This window comes from Streptomyces sp. NPDC107498, assembly GCF_055582805.1.
Genome location: NZ_JBVJPE010000004.1, coordinates 341,413 through 359,439, shown reverse-complemented (window position 1 = coordinate 359,439; position 18,027 = coordinate 341,413). Strand labels below are relative to the sequence as shown.

Annotated in this window: 17 protein-coding genes and 1 tRNA gene; 8 read left to right on the top strand and 10 right to left on the bottom strand. The window is 73.1% G+C overall.

The window, feature by feature from the left end:
• Positions 1-16: 16 nt before the first annotated feature.
• Positions 17-1,306: a tetratricopeptide repeat protein gene (locus ACZ66Z_RS09870; RefSeq protein ID WP_469933468.1), complete on the bottom strand. Its 1,290-nt coding sequence runs from the start codon at positions 1,304-1,306 to the stop codon at positions 17-19.
• A gap of 225 nt (positions 1,307-1,531) precedes the next feature.
• Here ACZ66Z_RS09870 and ACZ66Z_RS09865 point away from each other — a divergent pair, with 225 nt between their 5' ends.
• Positions 1,532-1,975, top strand: a complete 444-nt coding sequence (locus tag ACZ66Z_RS09865) for a hypothetical protein (RefSeq protein WP_469933467.1) — start codon at positions 1,532-1,534, stop codon at positions 1,973-1,975.
• A gap of 70 nt (positions 1,976-2,045) precedes the next feature.
• A complete protein-coding gene (locus tag ACZ66Z_RS09860; protein ID WP_469933466.1) occupies positions 2,046-2,912 on the top strand; it encodes a spermidine synthase in 867 nt (288 codons plus the stop codon).
• Positions 2,913-2,915: 3 nt separating this feature from the next.
• Here the strand turns inward: ACZ66Z_RS09860 and ACZ66Z_RS09855 are convergent, their stop codons facing one another.
• Positions 2,916-3,491 (bottom strand): hypothetical protein, encoded by a 576-nt coding sequence (locus ACZ66Z_RS09855; RefSeq protein WP_469933465.1) that lies wholly within the window; start codon positions 3,489-3,491, stop codon positions 2,916-2,918.
• Positions 3,492-3,578: 87 nt separating this feature from the next.
• Between ACZ66Z_RS09855 and ACZ66Z_RS09850 the strand changes: the two genes are divergently transcribed.
• From ACZ66Z_RS09850 to ACZ66Z_RS09840, 3 genes are all read left to right on the top strand, one after another.
• Positions 3,579-4,277: a response regulator transcription factor gene (locus ACZ66Z_RS09850; RefSeq protein ID WP_469933464.1), complete on the top strand. Its 699-nt coding sequence runs from the start codon at positions 3,579-3,581 to the stop codon at positions 4,275-4,277.
• Positions 4,274-5,647, top strand: coding sequence for a sensor histidine kinase (locus ACZ66Z_RS09845; protein WP_469933463.1), 1,374 nt, complete (start codon positions 4,274-4,276; stop codon positions 5,645-5,647). The genes ACZ66Z_RS09850 and ACZ66Z_RS09845 overlap by 4 nt, the downstream gene beginning before the upstream one ends.
• Before the next feature lie 165 nt (positions 5,648-5,812).
• A complete protein-coding gene (locus tag ACZ66Z_RS09840) occupies positions 5,813-7,321 on the top strand; it encodes a glycoside hydrolase family 18 protein (protein ID WP_469933462.1) in 1,509 nt (502 codons plus the stop codon).
• A 172-nt stretch (positions 7,322-7,493) separates the two neighbouring features.
• Here ACZ66Z_RS09840 and ACZ66Z_RS09835 read toward each other — a convergent pair.
• From ACZ66Z_RS09835 to ACZ66Z_RS09810, 6 genes are all read right to left on the bottom strand, one after another.
• Positions 7,494-7,566 (bottom strand) — tRNA-His (locus tag ACZ66Z_RS09835).
• Positions 7,567-7,683: 117 nt separating this feature from the next.
• The gene (gene orn / locus ACZ66Z_RS09830; protein ID WP_469933461.1) at positions 7,684-8,286 is read right to left on the bottom strand and encodes an oligoribonuclease; all 603 of its coding nucleotides are present in this window, start codon (positions 8,284-8,286) and stop codon (positions 7,684-7,686) included.
• 54 nt (positions 8,287-8,340) lie between these two features.
• Positions 8,341-9,282: a hypothetical protein gene (locus ACZ66Z_RS09825; RefSeq protein ID WP_469933460.1), complete on the bottom strand. Its 942-nt coding sequence runs from the start codon at positions 9,280-9,282 to the stop codon at positions 8,341-8,343.
• 107 nt (positions 9,283-9,389) lie between these two features.
• Positions 9,390-9,815, bottom strand: a complete 426-nt coding sequence (locus ACZ66Z_RS09820) for a peptidase inhibitor family I36 protein (protein ID WP_469933459.1) — start codon at positions 9,813-9,815, stop codon at positions 9,390-9,392.
• A gap of 284 nt (positions 9,816-10,099) precedes the next feature.
• Positions 10,100-11,260: a helix-turn-helix domain-containing protein gene (locus ACZ66Z_RS09815; protein WP_469933458.1), complete on the bottom strand. Its 1,161-nt coding sequence runs from the start codon at positions 11,258-11,260 to the stop codon at positions 10,100-10,102.
• Between the two features lie 421 nt (positions 11,261-11,681).
• A complete protein-coding gene (locus ACZ66Z_RS09810; RefSeq protein ID WP_469933457.1) occupies positions 11,682-12,047 on the bottom strand; it encodes a hypothetical protein in 366 nt (121 codons plus the stop codon).
• Between the two features lie 483 nt (positions 12,048-12,530).
• Between ACZ66Z_RS09810 and ACZ66Z_RS09805 the strand changes: the two genes are divergently transcribed.
• Positions 12,531-13,052 (top strand): universal stress protein, encoded by a 522-nt coding sequence (locus ACZ66Z_RS09805; protein WP_015033782.1) that lies wholly within the window; start codon positions 12,531-12,533, stop codon positions 13,050-13,052.
• Positions 13,053-13,226: 174 nt separating this feature from the next.
• Positions 13,227-13,790 (top strand): GPR1/FUN34/YaaH family transporter, encoded by a 564-nt coding sequence (locus tag ACZ66Z_RS09800; protein ID WP_469933456.1) that lies wholly within the window; start codon positions 13,227-13,229, stop codon positions 13,788-13,790.
• 167 nt (positions 13,791-13,957) lie between these two features.
• On the opposite strand, the gene glmS is transcribed toward ACZ66Z_RS09800, so the two are convergent.
• The gene (gene glmS / locus ACZ66Z_RS09795; protein ID WP_469933455.1) at positions 13,958-15,775 is read right to left on the bottom strand and encodes a glutamine--fructose-6-phosphate transaminase (isomerizing); all 1,818 of its coding nucleotides are present in this window, start codon (positions 15,773-15,775) and stop codon (positions 13,958-13,960) included.
• Positions 15,776-15,823: 48 nt separating this feature from the next.
• Positions 15,824-16,099, bottom strand: coding sequence for a hypothetical protein (locus ACZ66Z_RS09790; RefSeq protein WP_030210307.1), 276 nt, complete (start codon positions 16,097-16,099; stop codon positions 15,824-15,826).
• Positions 16,100-16,304: 205 nt separating this feature from the next.
• Here ACZ66Z_RS09790 and ACZ66Z_RS09785 point away from each other — a divergent pair, with 205 nt between their 5' ends.
• Positions 16,305-17,933 (top strand): beta-N-acetylhexosaminidase, encoded by a 1,629-nt coding sequence (locus tag ACZ66Z_RS09785; protein WP_469933454.1) that lies wholly within the window; start codon positions 16,305-16,307, stop codon positions 17,931-17,933.
• The last annotated feature ends 94 nt before the right edge of the window (positions 17,934-18,027 follow it).

Sequence of the window (18,027 nt, the reverse complement as noted above, 5' to 3'; positions counted from 1 at the left end):
CCCGGGCGCCCGGGCGTCAGCGCGTGCCGGCCAGGACCCGGCTGGTCTCCGAGAGCAGGTCGCGGATCCGGGCCGAGGCGATGCCGTCCAGGGAGTCCACGACGCGCCGCGCCTCCGCCGCCGCCTCGTCCCGGCGGCCGGCGCGCGCCAGGTCCTTGGCGAGGTGGGCCCGGTAGAGCGCGAGGTTCCGGGCGAAGTGCGGGTTCTGCAGGACCACCGCCCGGTGGGCGTGGCGCGCCGCCCGGCCCCACTCGCCGAGGGCCGACCAGCACTCGGCCTCCAGCGCCTCCCGCTCCGGCTCGCCGAAGAAGGACATCCACTCGGGGTCGGCCTCGGCCGGGCCCCGCTCGAAGTGGTCGTGCGCCCGGCCGAGGGCCTGTTCGCAGGCGGAGCGGTCGCCGAGCCCCGCCCAGGCGCCCGCCTCCCGCAGCGAGAGCAGCGAGAGCAGCCGGGCCGAGTCCAGCGGCTGCGCGGCCCGCAGGCCGGCCTGGGCCGCCCGGACCGCCTCGCGGTACCGGCCGGCGTCCCGGGCCAGGAACGAGGTGTTGCAGAAGGCGTGCGCCTCCAGGGCCGCGTTCCCCGCCACGCGCGCGGTGGCCAGCGCCTCCGCGTAGTGCGAGCGCGCGTCCTCGTGCCGGCCCGAGTCGTGGGCCAGCCAGCCGACGGAGAGGGAGAGCTCGCCCGCGCCCGCGTGCAGCCGGTCCTCGGTGGAGCGCCGGGCCATGGTGCCGGCGTCGAGGAGCGCGTACGCGGTGCGGAGCGGCTGGGCGGCCACCTTGTAGAGCCCGTCGGCGCCGTGCCGGTCGTCGAGCAGCCGGATCCGCCGCACGGCGTCCTCGACGGCCCGCACCTCGGTCTCGCCGATCCGGTGGGTGCCGCGGGGGGAGGGGATGGTGACGGCGGGGCCGCCGAGTCCCAGCGAGGCGGCCGCCAGGGTGGCGGAGCCGCTCGTCATGAATGCGCGACGCAGCACGTCGCTCTCCTCATCGTTCCGGGTGGTGATGACGGCGGGAGGCGCTGCCCCGGCCGGGACGGCCTGCCGCCGGCCGCGCACCGTCTCCCGCGCGGAGAACCCCAGGTCGGAGAGGCTCAGACCGGGGAACATGTGCAGGAAGACCCGCTCGTACGCGTAGTTGGGGCAGCGGATCTCGCCCGCCTCCACGCGCCCGATGTAGCGGGCGTCGCACGCGACCCGTTCGCCGATCTCCCGCGCCGCCCGGCGGACCGCCGCGGCGAACTCCGCCGGGGAGTGCTGTCCGCGGAGCCGACGGAAAGCGAGATTGGGAACTGCCCGTGACATCGCCATGGCCGAGCCCTCTCCTGGTGCTGCCGGATGTCCGGCGGCAAGAACGTACCTGCTGTGACCGGACGCCTACGCAGAGTTTGGCTACAAATCGGATATCTCGCCTGCGATCTGCCATGAACTGCCATCCTTTGCGGCGGCATCCCGCCGTAGCCGTTGACGCGCACGGGCGTTGAACCGTAGAGGAGAGACGGAACGTGTCTCCTCCGGAGCGAGGAGGGGTCACCCATGTCGGAGATCGGTTCGCAGGCGGCCACGCGGCACGTGTCCACCCCGGAGGCCGACGGGGCCCGGCCCGCCGCCGGGCCCTGGGACCTGGTGACCGTCCCGGTCCGTCAGGGACTCGAGGCCGTCGACATCCTGCGCCGCGGCGCCGTCCCCGCCGTCGGCCCCGTCGTCCACGACGGCACCTGCGACACCCTCGGCTTCCTGGTGCCGCCCGGCACCGCCGCCGCCTGGGACATGCCGGGCAGCGCCTGTACGCGGACCTCGGGGCGGGGCCTGCGCCTCCCCGAGCTGCCGGAGCTCCCCGAACCGGCGGGCGACGCGCCCCGCCCGGCCGGCTGGCTGCTGCCCCCGGGCGACACGGACCCGGTCACCGACCCCGCCGTCCTGCGCGAGGCGCTCGGCGAGGCGGCCCGCCTCATCGAGGCGGCCGACGGCTGCCACTGAGCCGCCCGCCGGGCACGTCCCGGACGACCGCCACTGAGCCGCCCACCTGGCATGCCCCGATAATGGGCCCGTGGCCAGGAACAAGCAGCGTGACCGGGCGGCGACGGCCGTCCCCGTCGTCGAGACCGTCGACGGCGGCCTCGCCGAACTCATACCCGACCGGGAACGCCCGCGCGGCTGGACGCTGCTCATCGACGGCGCCCCGCAGTCGCACGTCGACCTCGACGACCCGGCCCGCCTCACCTTCGAGTACCAGCGGCGCCTCGGCCACATCGCCGACCTCGCCGCCCCGCCGAACCGGCCGCTCCAGGTCGTGCACCTCGGCGGCGGCGCCTTCACCCTCGCCCGGTACGTCGCCGCGACCCGGCCCCGCTCCACCCAGCAGATCGTGGAGCTCGACGCGCTCCTGGTCCAGCTCGTCCGCCGGGAACTGCCCCTCGACGCCGGGGCCCGCATCCGGGTCCGCTCCACCGACGCCCGCGCCGGCCTCACCAAGGTCCAGGACGGCTGGGCCGACCTCGTCATCGCCGACGTGTTCAGCGGGGCCCGCACCCCGGCCCACCTGACCAGCACCGAGTTCCTCACCGAGGTGCGGCGGGTGCTGCGGACCGGCGGCTTCTACGCGGCGAACCTCGCCGACGGCCCGCCCCTGACCCATCTGCGCGGCCAGATCGCCACCGCCGCCGCCGTCTTCCCCGAACTGGCGCTCACCGCCGACCCGACCGTCCTGCGCGGCCGCCGCTTCGGCAACGCGGTGCTGCTCGCCTCGGACCGCGAGCTGCCGGTGGCCGAACTGACCCGCCGGGTCGCCACCGACCCGCACCCGGGCCGGGTCGAGCACGGCCGGGCGCTCGCCGACTTCGCCGGGGGAGCGGCGCCCGTCACCGACGCGAGCGCCAAGCCCTCGCCCGTCCCCCCGGCGTCCGCCTTCCGCTGAGGCTCAGGCCTGCCGGTCGTCGACCTCCACGCGGGGCGCGGTGTCGTGCCACACGCAGAAGACCGACAGCTCGCGGCCGTCCCGGGTGAAGGTGACCCGGATCCAGGTCGGCTGCTTCCACACCTGCATCCGCCAGCCGGACGCGGGCGTCGCCGAGACCAGTTCCGCCGAGGTCTTCCCGAGGTCGAAGGTGACCCGGCCGCCGTCCACGGCGTAGGCCTTCACCCGTGAGTCGGCGGCCGGTCCCGAGGAGGGGGCGGCGGGCGGCCCCGTCGTGGGGTCCGGGCGGCGCGAGGGGGACGCGGACGGGACGGCCGGGGGCGTGCGGACCTCGCTCGGCACGGGCGTCGGGGTGGCGGGCGCGGAGGGCGGGGCGCTCTCGGGCCGCCGGGTGGCGGAGGTCCCCGGGCCGTCGTCGGAGGCCGCCGTCCCGATGACGGGGCCGGCCGGGAGGGGCAGCGCGCGGGGCGGGTCGTACACCGTGCCGGACAGCACCGTGTGCACCCCCCACCAGGACAGGGTGACCGCCGCGCCGGTGGCGAGCGACCAGGCCAGGGCGTGAACGGGTCCTCTTCGCACCGGGACATAGTGCACCACCGGACCAAGGTCCGTACGGGAGGGTGGACATGGCTCACGACCTCACCCGAATGGCGTACGGTGCCGCCCATGGCAAGTGTGCTCGTGGTCGAGGACGACCAGTTCGTGCGCTCCGCCCTCATCCGGCAGCTGACCGAAGCCTCCCACACCGTACGGAGCGTCGGGACGGCCCTGGAGGCGTTGCGCGAGGTCGCCCATTTCCGCTTCGACGTCGTGATCCTGGACCTCGGTCTGCCCGATCTCGACGGGTCCGAGGCGCTCAAGATGCTGCGCGGGATCACCGACGTCCCGGTGATCATCGCGACCGCCCGGGACGACGAGGCCGAGATCGTACGGCTCCTCCACGCCGGGGCCGACGACTACCTCGTGAAGCCCTTCTCCGTCGACCACCTCACCGCGCGGATGGCCGCCGTCCTGCGCCGCTCCCGCGCCGTCGGCGAGCAACCGCCCTCCCGTGCCCTCCGCGTCGGCGGGCTCACCGTCGACCCGCTGCGCCGCCGGGCGGAGCTCGACGGGACGCCGTTGGACCTGACCCGGCGCGAGTTCGACCTCCTGGCCTTCCTCGCCGGGCGGCCCGGCGTCGTCGTCCCGCGCAAGGAACTGCTCGCCGAGGTCTGGCAGCAGTCGTACGGGGACGACCAGACCATCGACGTGCATTTGTCGTGGCTGCGGCGGAAGTTGGGCGAAACGGCCGCCCGGCCCCGCTATCTGCACACCCTGCGCGGGGTCGGCGTGAAGCTGGAACCGCCCCGGGAGCCGCAGCCGTGAGATGGGCGCTCGTCAAGGTGTCCCTGGCCGTCACCGCCATGGTCGTCTTCGCCTTCGCGATCCCCCTCGGCCTCGTCGTCAAGGAGATGGCCCGCGACCGGGCCTTCTCCAACGCCGAACGGCGGGCCGCCGGCCTCGCCCCCGTCCTCGCGATCACCACCGACCGCGACGAACTCGACAAGGCCGTCGCCACCACCGAGGACGGGGCCGTCGGCCGGCTCGCGATCCACGTGCCCGCCCCCGGACCCGGCGGCACCGCCCTGGAGATCGGCACCCGGCGCGCCGACCCGGCCGAGCTCGCCGCCACCCGCAGCCTCGGCCGCGCCTCCATCGCCGAGGTACCCGGCGGCTTCGCCCTGCTCCAGCCCACCGCGCTCAGCAGCGGCCAGGTCGCCGTCGTCGAACTCTTCGTCCCCGAGGGCGAGGTCAGCAACGGCGTCGCCACCGCCTGGCTCGTCCTCGCCGGCGTCGGCGTCGCCCTGGTCGTCGGTTCCGTCGCCGTCGCCGACCGCCTCGGCGTCCGCATGGTCCGGCCCGCCCAGCGGCTCGCCGGCGCCGCCCACGACCTCGGCGAGGGCAGGCTCGGCGCCCGCGTCCCGGAGGAGGGGCCGCCCGAACTCAAGTCGGCCGCCGTCGCCTTCAACTCGATGGCCGACCAGGTCGTGCAGCTCCTCGCCAACGAGCGGGAGCTGGCCGCCGACCTCTCCCACCGGCTCCGCACCCCGCTCACCGTGCTCCGCCTCAACGCGGCCTCGCTCGGCTCCTCCCCGGCCGCCGAGCAGACCCGCGCGGCCGTCGAACAGCTGGAGCGCGAGGTCGACACCATCATCCGCACGGCCCGCGAGGCGAAGCCGCAGACCCAGGCCACCGCCCCCGGCGCCGGCTGCGACGCCGCCGAAGTGGTCCGCGAGCGGATGGAGTTCTGGTCGGCGCTCGCCGAGGACGAGGGCCGCCGGGTGCGGGTCGCGGGCGTCGAGCGCCCGGTCCGCATCCCCGTCGCCCGGCCCGAACTCGTCGCCGCCCTCGACGCCCTGCTCGGCAACGTCTTCCGCCACACCCCCGAGGGCACGGCCTTCTCCCTCGACGTCCACAACGGGGAGGACGCCGTCATCGTCCTCGTCTCCGACGCGGGCCCCGGCATCGCCGACCCCGCCGCCGCGCTCGCGCGGGGCGCGGGCAGCGGACGCGACGGCTCCACCGGCCTCGGCCTCGACATCGTGCGCCGCCTGGCCGAGTCGACGGGCGGCGACGTCCGCATCGGCCACTCGGTCCTCGGCGGCACCGAGGTGCGGATCTGGATCAGCCTCGACGGACGCGGAGCCGGTACGGGCGGGGGCGGGGGCCGACGCGGCCGCCGCCGCAGGGCGTGACGCCCCCGGTCCTCCGGGCCCAACCTTTCGGCGTCCCGATGCCTCCCTTAAGCGGAGCCTAAGGATCCCGACCGGCGTCCCCGATACGGCATTTGCCCTTTTTCCGGTCGCTAGCGTGCTGCCGCACCCCACCCCCACACCCCGGCACGCAGAGGCAGGCACGCGATGGGCAGCAGTTCGCACCGGCGCAGGACGAGCACACGGACCAAGGTCGTCGGAGCGGTCGTCGCGGCGGCCGTCGTCGGGGGCGCGGCCCTCGCGCTCACCGGCACCGCACAGGCCGCCGCCGTCGGCGCCGCCTACACCCGGACCAGCTCCTGGACCGGCGGCTACACCGGCCAGTACGTCGTCACCAACGAGACGTCCGCCGTCCAGTCCGACTGGACCCTGGAGTTCGACCTCCCCGCCGGCACCACCATCGGCTCCCTCTGGAACGGCGAGCACGCCGTCTCCGGCGGCCACGTCACCGTGAAGCCCGCGAGCTGGAACAAGCAGCTGGCGCCCGGCCGGTCCGTCACCGTCGGCTTCGTCACCTCCGCCGCAGGCCGGGCGGGCGATCCCGTCGGCTGCCGCATCAACGGGGCCGCCTGTTCCGCCGGGGGCGCCCTCCCCACCCCGAGCGGCCGCCCGACCGGGCAGCCCACGACGACGGCCCCCCCGAGGCCGACGGCCACCGCGACCGTGAAGCCCACGACGACGGCCTCCCCGAAGCCGACGGCCACCGCGACCGTGAGGCCCACCCCGACGGGAACCCCCACCACGGCGCCGCCTCCGGCGACCACGGGGGCCCTGTACGCCCCGTACGTCGACACCTCGCTCTACCCGGCGTACGACCTGCTCGCGACCGCCGACGCCACCGGCGTGAAGGAGTTCAACCTCGCCTTCGTCACCTCCGGCGGCTCCTGCGCCCCGCTGTGGGGCGGCGTCACCGACCTCGCGAACGACGCGGTCGCGGCCCAGATCGGCGCCCTGCGCGCCAAGGGCGGCGACGTCCGCGTCTCCTTCGGCGGCGCCGCCGGTCACGAGCTGGCCCTGAACTGCCCGACCTCCTCGGCGCTCGCCGCCGCGTACGGCAAGGTCGTCGACCGGTACGGGCTCACCAAGCTCGACTTCGACATCGAGGGCGCGGCCCTGCCGGACACCGCGGCCAACACCCGCCGCTCCCAGGCGATCGCCCAGCTCCAGAAGTCCCACCCGGGCCTGGACGTCTCCTTCACCCTGCCGGTCATGCCCGAGGGCCTGACCCAGCCGGGCGTGGACCTGCTGGCCGACGCCCGGCGGAACGGCGTCCGCGTCGACGCCGTCAACGTCATGGCGATGGACTACGGACCGGCGTACGGCGGGGACATGGGCACGTACGCCGTCCAGGCCGCGACCGCGACCCAGGCCCAGATCAAGGGCGTCCTCGGCCTCTCCGACGCGGCCGCCTGGAAGGCCGTCGCCGTCACCCCGATGATCGGGGTGAACGACGTCTCGTCCGAGGTCTTCACGGTGGAGGACGCCGCCCAGCTCGTCGACTTCGCGAGGGCCAAGGGGATCGGCCGGCTCTCGATGTGGTCCTCGGCCCGTGACAAGCAGTGCGCGGCCGGTGCCGTGACCTACGCCGACCCCACCTGCTCCTCGATCCTCCAGCAGCCGCTGGCCTTCACGAAGGCCTTCGGCGCCTACCGGTGACCGGACCCCCGAGTCCCCCCACACCGCGCGCCCCGGCCGGAACCACCCCACCGCCGACCGGGGCGCGTCCCCTTTTCCCGGGGGTGGACGCGCTCCCATCCCCTCGGCGGCGCGACCGCACGGGAGAACGACTCAGGCCCCAGTTCTTCCGAACCGGGGCCTGAGCCATCAGGGTGAGTAACGGGACTCGAACCCGCGACATCCTGGACCACAACCAGGTGCTCTACCAGCTGAGCTATACCCACCACGACCGGCGGTTTTCCCGAAGGTTTCCCCGACCGGCCGAGAAGAAGTCTACAGGCTTTCGAGGGGTGCTCGCGCCACCGTTTTCCGCGGGGGCTTCCGGGGGCGCGAGCGGGCGGTCATTCCGCGGGCAGCACGTGACGGGCCGCGATCTTCTTCGCGGTCTCCGAGTCGGGGCCGGGCTGCGGGACGAAGACCGCCTCGCGGTAGTAGCGCAGCTCCGCGATGGACTCGCGGATGTCGGCGAGCGCCCGGTGGTTGCCGTTCTTCTCCGGACTGTTGAAGTACGCCCTCGGGTACCAGCGGCGGGCCAGCTCCTTGACCGAGGAGACATCGACGATCCGGTAGTGCAGGTGGCTCTCCAGGGCGGGCATGTCGCGTGCGAGGAAGCCGCGGTCCGTGGAGACCGAGTTCCCGCACAGCGGCGCCTTGCCCGGCTCCTTGACGTGCTCGCGGATGTACGCGAGGACCTGGGCCTCCGCGTCGGCGAGCGTGGTGCCGCCGGCGAGCGCGTCGAGCAGCCCCGAGGTCGTGTGCATCTGGCGCACGATCTCGGGCATGGTCTCCAGGGCGGTGTCCGGCGGGCGGATCACGATGTCCACTCCGTCGCCGAGCACGTTCAGTTCCGAGTCGGTGACCAGCGCGGCCACCTCGATGAGTGCGTCGTCCGTCAGCGAGAGCCCGGTCATCTCGCAGTCGATCCACACCATGCGATCGTTCATGCGTCCTACCCTAAGACGTGATCAGCGTCTCGCCCCAGGGGGCGAGCCGCGGCATCACGCGCCGCTTCGGCCCCCGAGGACCTCGGAGGCGACCTTCAGCTGTTCCTGGATGGCCTTCCGCACCTGGTCGAGCTCCTCGGCGTGCGCCTCGATCGCCTGCTTCTGGTAGGCGACGTCGACGGAGTACCAGACGCCCGCCACGTTGTGCTCGATCTTGCACTCGGCGTCGACGGTGGCGACGGTCCTCTCCTCCGGGGAGGCCGTCTCGCCGGACCACTTCCCGTCGTCGGACGCCTCGATCGGGTTCTTGTAGTGGTATCCGCTCTTCGCCATGCAGCGCGACCATTTCGCGAAGACGGCCAGCACCCGCCCGTCCTGGAGCGATTTCCCGAAGCTGTCGAGATTCACGTCGTCGGCGATCTGCGCGTCCCCGTAGTCGCCCAGCTTCCGCCGCGCCTCGCCGAAGCAGCCCCCCCGGGGCACCTTCTGACCCTTGATGTCCTGACCGCCCTTTCCGCTCTTCTCCGCGGGATTCGCGGTGCCGGTGAGGATCATTCGCTCATTTGCGCCGATCTCCCCGGGCCGCTCCTCGGCGGCCTTCTTTCCGGCGGAATCGGTTCGGGGCATCCTGTACCCGTACACGGCGGTTTTCGCGGGGTCCAGCTTGCCGTAGCGGTACTGGGAGACGGTCTGCCCGGAGGGATCAGCCGTGAGCATGGGTTCGTCGTACGGGAAACCGAAGCGCCGCATGCACTGCGCGCGCAGCGCGTATTCGGCCCTGCCGAGCTTGTTCCACTGCTCTTCGGAGAGCAGGTAGGACTCGACGGGTACGGGGTCGGTCACCGCCGTGGTGATTCTGGGCACCGTGACCGCGGCGGGAATTCCCGGGTCCGTTCCGCCCGCCCCGTCGGGGGGACCGCCGCAGCCGGCGAGCAGGGCTGCCGCGAGCGCGGCCGGGAGGGCGGCCGAAAGGGCGCGGGGGAGGGGCGTTCCCATGGGTTCTGGTTCCTTCGAGGCGGTGGTGCGGGGCGAAGAGTGCGGGAGGGGCGTTCCGTCCGGACCCCGTCGGGGTCCGGACGGAACGCCCCTCTTGTGTCAGACCGTCACTTGTTGCCGCCGTAGTCGATGAACATTCCGGAGGCGTTGTTGTTCTTCATCGTGGCGTTGAGGTTCGCCTTGCCGTTCGCCGCAATGGTCTGGTAGGCGTAGGAGCCGTTGTAGTTCGAGTTGTAGTAGATGCGAATACGGCTGAGCCTGTCCCAGTTGTCCACGGAGGCGGCATTGTTCTTGACCACCACTCCGTTTCCATTGCTGCCGGCGAGGCTCGATTCGAAGTACCGGTTGTAGTAGTCCGGGACGTCGTACTCCTGCTTGTACATCGCTCCCTGGTAGTCGGAGTTGTAGTACAGGCAGGCGTGGAAGTCGGCGCAGCCGATGACGGCGTTGGCCGGGCCCGCGAGGGCGAGGGTGGACCCGGCGGCGACGACCAGGGCGAGGCCCCCGGACGCGAAGAGGCGCCTGATGTTCATCGATTTCCCTTTCATCGGAAAGCCCGAAAGTACCAGGGGCCATGTCGGGGGAAACGACGCAACGTCACCGCTTTCGGGCGCCCGGAAAGGTGATCATTTCAATAGGGAGCGGAGGCTTGTGTTCCTGCCGCACGGGTAGGAACCGGGGTTCAGGAGGGGCGAACGGCGGGCCGGGAACGAGGTCGCGCGTCGATGCCGCCGAGGACGCCGACGGGCCCCCGGGGGAGGTGTCCCCGGGGGCCCGTCGGTCCTGCGTCGCGCCGCTTGTGGCGGCGGCGGTCCTGTTACGGCGCGCTGCGCTGGCCCGGCAGGGCCGGCCGGCCGGAGGCGTACGCGTCCGACTGCGGCTTGCCCGGCTCAAGCGGCCTGCGGAGTCCCGCCGGGCCCTGGGCCGGCACCGCCGGTTCGAGCACCGCCGTGCCGACCTCGCCCTGCGGCCGCCGGGCGCGGTACGCCGCGCGGTACGCGGCCGGCGAGGAGCCGAGCTGGCGCCGGAAGTGGCCGCGCAGCGCCACCGGGGAGCGGAAGCCGCACCTGCCCGCGACCTCGTCGACCGAGTAGTCGGAGGTCTCGAGCAGCCGCTGCGCCTGCAGCACCCGCTGGGTGATCAGCCACTGGAGCGGGGCGGAGCCCGTCAGCGAGCGGAACCGGCGGTCGAAGGTCCGCCGTGACATGTAGGCGCGCGCGGCGAGCGTCTCCACGTCGAACTGCTCGTGGAGGTGCTCCAGCGCCCAGGCGACGACCTCGGCCAGCGGGTCGGCGCCGATCTCCTCGGGTAAAGACCTGTCGAGGTAGCGCTCCTGACCGCCGCTGCGCCGCGGCGGGACGACCAGCCGGCGCGCCAGCGCGCCCGCGGCCTCGGTGCCGTGGTCGGTCCGCACGATGTGCAGACACAGATCGATGCCCGCCGCGGTGCCGGCGGAGGTCAGCACGTCCCCGTCGTCGACGAAGAGCTCCCGCGGGTCCACATGGACCGACGGATAGCGCTTGGCGAGCGTCGGCGCGTACATCCAGTGCGTGGTCGCCGGTCGGCCGTCGAGCAGTCCGGCCGCGGCCAGGACGAACGCCCCGGTGCACAGCCCGACGATCCTGGCCCCCTCCTCGTGTGCGCGGCGCAGCGCTTCGAGCGCCTCCGGCGGCGGCGGTGAGGTGATCGACCGCCAGGCCGGGACGACGACGGTGCCCGCCCGGCCGATGGCCTCCAGGCCGTACGGCGCGGTGAGTTCGAGCCCGCCGGTGGTCCGCAGCGGGCCCTCCTCGCCGGCGCAGACGAGCAGCCGGTAACGGGGCACTCCGGCGTCCTGCCGGTCGATGCCGAACACGGAGAGCGGGATGGAGCTCTCGAAGATGGGGCCGCCGCTGAACAGCAGCACCGCGACGACTTCGCGACGGCGGCGCCCGGACAGCTTCCGTGCGGCCTCCGGTGCGGCGGAGTCCTGGCTCATGACGCTAAGCCCCCCTCGGTGTTCGCGTCTCCCTGGTCGTGTCGCTCCTGCACGTTTCCCCTCGGTTTTGCACGAGACCCCAGTCTTCGGTACCCATGATCGAATCTACTGCGTCCCGTGGCGCCGGCGTGACAAGTTCTCCATCCGGTGGATTGTCGACAAGGCAACTTGGCGTGAAGCGATCGATCGCGAAGTCCGGCGTCCGACGGCCGCGGGGGAGGGGGCGGGTCGACGAACGCCCCCGTACGCGGGGGGTATGGGCCCCCGGTACGGGGCTTCCGGGGCCCTCGGCGCCGGGCTTGGCCAACCGTTCCGCCAAGGACTCGCCGACGACGTCAAGTTGGCTGAAAACATATGGGGTCGGGTGTACGAACCTGTCAACTCGAAGGGGGGCGGGGGCCGGCTCCGGTCCCCTCGGGGGCTAGCTCCGGCGCCCCGTGCGGACCCGCTCGGACCGCAGTCCGCACTCCGAGCGGCGCAGCAGCAGCCGACAGGCCGCCGTCACCGAGACGAGCCCGAGCGCGGTCCCGGCGGCCCCGCCGAGCGAGGCGCCGCAGACGACGAGCACCACGGGGACCAGCGCGCAGCAGAAGACCGCCCAGCGGACGACGTCACCGGCCTGGTCCGCCGGGCCCGCGCCCGCCCCGGAGCCTCCCCCCGCTCCCGTCCCCCTTCCCGTCCCCGGGTCCGCGCCGGCGGCCGGAGGGAGGTCGGGGGCCCGGCGCCGGCCGCGGGACGTGCCGGGGGCGGGGGCGGTCTGGCCGACGGCGGTCGATGGTGCGGGCACGGGCGGTCTCCCTGCGACGGTGGGGCGGGTCTGCGGCTGCGGGGCCGGGTCTCGGACGGCCGTGGGGTCGGTTCCGCGGAGGCCCGCGGCGGGCGTGGGGCGGGTCTGCGCTGGTGGGGGGACGGGACCGCGGTGGCGGTGGGGCCGGGTCCGCGGCCGTGGGGGGTCGGACCTGTGGCAACGAGGAGCGGAACGTTCCGGTCACTCTCGGCGACGTCCGTTTGGCCCCCGTACGGACGCCTGTAGGGCACATCCGGCATTGCCAGATCCCGAACCCCTCGTGCATGCTCCCTGGAACGCCGCGCGCGAGCGGCGGGCACGCCGGGGGTGGCACGGCGGGCTCTGGGCAGGAGAGGAGTGTCGCCGTACCCTTGGGGGTATGGGCTTGGGAAGATGATTCCCGGACACAGCTCCGCCGTCACCCGTCGTTCGTCCCCCCTTTCCCCGTCCCTTCCCACGAGGACCCTCTTCGCCGAGACACCGATGGCCGGTCACGAATTCCCCGAACCCGCGGACCGCAAGCGCGTCGCCGATTCCACGGTCGACCCCCTCGCGGTGGAACAGCCACGTCATGCCTGCGACCCGGCCTTCCGGCACGGGGTGGTCGTCGGCTTCGACGGCTCCACGTCCAGTGAGCGCGCCCTCGCGTACGCCATCGGCATGGCCCGCCGCTCCGGATCGGGCCTGATCATCGTGCACGTGGCCAACCGGCTGCCCACCACGGTGTGGGCCGGCTGCGAGCCCCCGGTCTTCGTCGACGTGCCCGACCACCGCACCGAGGTCCTCGGCCTGGAGCTGGCCTGCGCCGAGCACCTCTCCGAGGTGCCGTGGATCCTGGTCGAGCGCGGCGGGGACATCTGCCACGAGCTGGAGGAGGTCGGCCGGGAGTACTCGGCCGACGCGATCGTGGTCGGCTCCACGCACGGGATCGTCGGCCGGATCTTCGGCTCGGTCGCCGGCCGCCTCGCGCGCCGCGCCCAGCGGCCCGTCATCGTCATCCCGTAACGCGTCCGCGGATCCCCCCGTCCCGTACGGGTCGTCAGGTCACTCCCCCAACTGCTGTCATCCGGCCATAAATTCAGCCTTCCTCAGGTGAATTGTGTGCTTGTGAAGGGTACATAAAGGCCACGGAACACAGCAGCTCACGCAGGACAACTGCACACCTGAAGGGAGCCCGCCGTGAACAACGAAGTCGCCGCGGGAAACACCACCTCCACGCTCGGCCACCTGGCACTCGGACTGACCCTGCTGGCCTTCGGCCTGGGCGGAACCGGTGTCATCGACAACGTCGCGGCAGCGGATGCCGCGGGTCTCGCCACCTGGGTCGGCGGCGTGACGCTCTTCCTCGTCGGACTGCTCGCCCTGCGCGCGGGCGCCAAGGGCGAAGGCACGGCGTACGCGGCGCTCGGCGCCTTCTGGTTCACCTGGGGCAGCGGAGCCGGCGGGCACGCCTCGGCCGACGCCATGGGCCTCTTCCTGCTCCTGTGGGCGCTCCTCGCGCTCACGCTGACCATGGCCGCCGCGGGCAGCGGGCTCTTCGGACAGGGCGTGTACGGGCTGCTGTTCGTCGCGCTGCTGCTGCTCGGCATCGGCGCCCTCGCCGACAACGGCGCCCTCGGGAAGGCGGGCGGCTGGGTCGCCGCCGCGGCGGGCCTGCTGGCCTGGTACGGCGCCACGGCCGCGGTCGCCGGCTGGCCGATGGCCCTGCGCCGCTCGGCGGGCGGTGCCCCGGCCGCGGGCTGAGCGCGGAAAAGGCGGTCCCCCGTGCACGGGAGGTGTGTGCACGGGGGACCGCCGGTGTCCGGCCGAGGTTTCCGGGGGACAGGCCCGGAGGGGCGCGGCGTCCGGGGGACAGGCCCGGGCGCCGCGCCTCGGCCGTGACGGCGGGGCGGCCTGTTCGGCCGGGCGGCCTACTCGACGGTGACGGACTTCGCCAGGTTGCGCGGCTTGTCGATGTCACGGCCCATGGCGAGCGCCGTGTGGTAGGCGAGGAGCTGGAGTGGGATGCCCATCAGGATCGGGTCCAGCTCGTCCTCGTTCTTCGGGACGACGATGGTGTGGTCGGCCTTCGCCTGCGGCTGGTGCGCGACCGCGAGGATGCGGCCGCTGCGGGCCTTGATCTCCTCCAGGGCGGCGCGGTTCTTCTCCAGCAGGTCGTCGTCGGGGACGATCGCGACGGTCGGCAGGGCCGGCTCGATGAGGGCGAGCGGGCCGTGCTTCAGCTCGGAGGCCGGGTACGCCTCGGCGTGGATGTAGGAGATCTCCTTCAGCTTGAGGGAGGCCTCCAGGGCGACGGGGTAGCCGCGCACCCGGCCGATGAACATCATCGACTGGGCGCCGGCGTACTCCGCGGCGATCTCCTTGATCCGGTCCTCGGTCTTGAGGATCTCCTCGATCTGCGAGGGCAGCTTGCGCAGGCCCTCGATGATCCGCTTGCCGTCGGTGACGGACAGGTCGCGGATGCGGCCCAGGTGCAGGGCGAGCAGCGCGAAGGCGGTGACCGTGTTGGTGAAGCACTTGGTGGAGACGACGCAGACCTCGGGGCCGGCGTGGACGTACACGCCGCCGTCGGCCTCGCGGGCGATGGCGGAGCCGACGACGTTGACGACGCCGAGGACGCGGGCGCCCTTCCGCTTGAGCTCCTGGACGGCGGCGAGCACGTCGTAGGTCTCACCGGACTGGGAGACGGCGATGTAGAGGGTGTCGGGGTCCACGACCGGGTTGCGGTAGCGGAACTCGGAGGCCGGCTCGGCGTCGGCGGGGATGCGGGCCATGGACTCGATGAGCCCGGCGCCGATGAGGCCGGCGTGGTACGAGGTGCCGCAGCCGAGGATCTTGATGCGGCGGATGGTGCGGGCCTCGCGCGGGTCGAGGTTCAGGCCGCCCAGGTGCACGGTGGAGAAGCGGTCGTCGATCCGGCCGCGCAGCACGCGGTCGACCGCGTCGGGCTGCTCGGAGATCTCCTTGTGCATGAAGGTGTCGTGGCCGCCCATGTCGTAGGAGGCGGCCTCCCACTCGACGGTCTCGGGGGTGGCCGTGGTGGAGGCGCCCGAGGTGGTGTACGTGCGGAAGTCGTCGGCCTTGAGGGTGGCCATCTCGCCGTCGTCGAGGGTGACGACCTGGCGGGTGTGGGCGATCAGGGCGGCGACGTCGGAGGCGACGAGCATCTCCTTCTCGCCGATGCCGAGGATGACCGGGGAGCCGTTGCGGGCCACCACGATGCGGTCGTTGAAGTCGGCGTGCATCACGGCGATGCCGTAGGTGCCCTCGATGACCTTGAGGGCCTCGCGGACCTTCTCCTCGAGGGTCTCGGCCTGGGAGCGGGCGATGAGGTGGGTGATGACCTCGGTGTCCGTCTCGGAGGCGAAGACGACGCCGTCGGCCTCCAGCTTGGCGCGGAGCTCCTGGGCGTTGTCGACGATGCCGTTGTGGACGACCGCGACCTTGTTCTCGGGGTCCAGGTGCGGGTGCGAGTTGACGTCGCTCGGGGCGCCGTGCGTGGCCCAGCGGGTGTGGGCGATGCCGGTGGTGCCGGTGAAACGCTTGGGGACCTTGGCCTCCAGGTCGCGGACGCGGCCCTTGGCCTTCACCATCTTCAGGCCGGAGGCCTTCGGGCTGGTGACGACCATGCCGGCCGAGTCGTATCCGCGGTACTCCAGGCGGGCCAGGCCCTCCAGGAGCAGCGGAGCCACGTCGCGCTTACCGATGTAACCGACAATTCCGCACATAAAGGTGAAACCCCTCCAGGTTGGTGGATGTACTCGGACGTACGGAGCTCAGCCGTAGACGATGCGGCGCAGCTGCCGGAGCGAGAGCTCCGGCGGCGCCACCGCCCGGTGCGGCAGCTCCGCCGCGATCCGTTCGAAGATCTCGGCGTTCACGGCGCCGCCGGACTGCAGTTCGCGGTGGCGGCGGCGGACGAACTCCTCGGTCGTCTCGTCGAAGTACGCCAGCACGTCGAGCACCACCCGGGCGGCCTCACCGCGCTGGAGCGCGGTGCTGCGGACCAGGTGGTCGATGAGGTCGTCGTGCGACGGGCGGCGTTCGAGCACCCGTGCATACTGAGGGGTCGTCGCGGCCCTCCGCAAGAATCCTGCCCGAATTCGGGCAGGGAGGGCGTGATCCGTCCAGCTTTTCGGCTTCTTGGTCCAGACCTTGACCCCGGGCGAGGGCGGCGGTACGCAGGACGGCCGAAGGGATATACAGAACGACGGACGTGTCGATCACCCGAAGGGGAGCCCGCCTGTGAGACAGCGCATGACGATTCCGCGCCTGATCGGATTCCTGCTCCTGTTCGCGACCGCCGGCGTCGGCTGCGGAGAGACCGCCACCGGCGCCGACAGCACCGACGGCAAGGCACCCGGCAGGGCCGCCGCCGAACCCGAGGTCCGCCCGCTCGGCCGCATCGTGCCCGCGCCCGCCTCCGTCACCCCCGAGGGCGAGCCCTACACCCTCACCGCCGCCACCCGCATCGGCGTCGACGAGAACTCCGGCGAGACCCAGGCCCTCGGCCGCTACCTCGCCGGACTCCTCCGCCCCGCCACCGGCTTCCCGCTCCCCGTCGTCGACGACCGCGCCGTCGGCCACGGCATCCGGCTCCGCCTCGACCCCGACGAGACCGCCCTCGGCGCCGAGGGCTACCGGCTCCGCTCCGCGCCCGACGGGCTCACCCTCACCGCCCGCGAACCCGCCGGCCTCTTCCGCGGCCTCCAGACCGTGCGCCAGCAGCTCCCCTCCGCCGTCGAACGCAAGAGCGTCCAGCCGGGCCCCTGGAGGATCGCCGGCGGCACCGTCACCGACACCCCGCGCTACGCCCACCGCGGCGTGATGCTCGACGTCGCCCGCCACTTCTTCACCGTCGACGAGGTCAAGCGCTTCATCGACCAGGCCGCCCTCTACAAGGTCAACACCCTCCACCTGCACCTCTCCGACGACCAGGGATGGCGCATCGCCGTCGACTCCTGGCCCCGCCTCACCACCCAGGGCGGCTCCACCGAGGTCGGCGGCGGTCCCGGCGGCTTCTACACCAAGGCGCAGTACCGCGAGATCGTGGAGTACGCCGCCTCCCGCTACCAGGAGGTGATCCCCGAGATCGACATGCCCGGCCACACCAACGCGGCCCTCGCCTCCTACGCCGAGCTCACCTGCGACGGCGTCGCCCCGCCCCTCTACACCGGCACCAAGGTCGGCTTCAGCTCCCTGTGCGTGCCCAAGCCCGTCACGTACGACTTCGTCGACGACGTCGTCCGGGAGGTGGCCGCCCTCACCCCCGGCCGCTACCTCCACATCGGCGGCGACGAGGCCCACTCCACCAGCCACGCCGACTACGTGGCCTTCATGGACAAGGTGCAGCCGGTCGTCGCCAAGTACGGCAAGACCGTCGTCGGCTGGCACCAGCTGACCGGCGCCACCCCCGCGAAGGGCGCCCTCGTCCAGTACTGGGGCCTCGACCGCACCCCCGCCGAGGAGAAGGAACGGGTCGCCGCGGCCGCCCGCAACGGCACGGGCCTGATCCTCTCGCCCGCCGACCGCACGTACCTCGACATGAAGTACACCAAGGACACCCCGCTCGGCCTCGCCTGGGCCGGCTACGTCGAGGTCCGACGCTCCTACGACTGGAACCCCTCCACCTACCTCCCCGGCGCCCCCGAGGACGCCGTCCGGGGCGTCGAGGCCCCGCTCTGGACCGAGACCCTCGCCTCCACCGGCGACCTCGACGTCATGGCCTTCCCCCGCCTCCCGGGCATCGCCGAACTCGGCTGGTCCCCGGCGTCCTCCCACGACTGGGACGCCTACAAGGAGCGCCTCGCCGAACAGGCCCCCCGCTTCGACGCGCTGGGCATCGCCTGGTACCGCTCGCCGGAGGTGCCCTGGCCGGCGGAGTAGGAGCCGAGGGGCAGACGCGGAACGCCCGGCCGGGGAGCCCCGGCCGGGGGAGGGCGCCGACACCGCGCCGCGCGCGTCACCGGAACGGGTGAGC

Excerpts from the sequence above, each read along its gene's own strand:
- ACZ66Z_RS09870 (WP_469933468.1), bottom strand. The coding sequence starts at position 1,306 with ATGGCGATGTCACGGGCAGTTCCCAATCTCGCTTTCCGTCGGCTCCGC.
- ACZ66Z_RS09865 (WP_469933467.1), top strand. The coding sequence starts at position 1,532 with ATGTCGGAGATCGGTTCGCAGGCGGCCACGCGGCACGTGTCCACCCCG.
- ACZ66Z_RS09850 (WP_469933464.1), top strand. The coding sequence starts at position 3,579 with ATGGCAAGTGTGCTCGTGGTCGAGGACGACCAGTTCGTGCGCTCCGCC.
- ACZ66Z_RS09840 (WP_469933462.1), top strand. The coding sequence starts at position 5,813 with ATGGGCAGCAGTTCGCACCGGCGCAGGACGAGCACACGGACCAAGGTC.
- orn (WP_469933461.1), bottom strand. The coding sequence starts at position 8,286 with ATGAACGATCGCATGGTGTGGATCGACTGCGAGATGACCGGGCTCTCG.
- ACZ66Z_RS09825 (WP_469933460.1), bottom strand. The coding sequence starts at position 9,282 with ATGGGAACGCCCCTCCCCCGCGCCCTTTCGGCCGCCCTCCCGGCCGCG.
- ACZ66Z_RS09820 (WP_469933459.1), bottom strand. The coding sequence starts at position 9,815 with ATGAACATCAGGCGCCTCTTCGCGTCCGGGGGCCTCGCCCTGGTCGTC.
- ACZ66Z_RS09815 (WP_469933458.1), bottom strand. The coding sequence starts at position 11,260 with ATGAGCCAGGACTCCGCCGCACCGGAGGCCGCACGGAAGCTGTCCGGG.
- ACZ66Z_RS09805 (WP_015033782.1), top strand. The coding sequence starts at position 12,531 with ATGGCCGGTCACGAATTCCCCGAACCCGCGGACCGCAAGCGCGTCGCC.
- glmS (WP_469933455.1), bottom strand. The coding sequence starts at position 15,775 with ATGTGCGGAATTGTCGGTTACATCGGTAAGCGCGACGTGGCTCCGCTG.
- ACZ66Z_RS09785 (WP_469933454.1), top strand. The coding sequence starts at position 16,305 with ATGACGATTCCGCGCCTGATCGGATTCCTGCTCCTGTTCGCGACCGCC.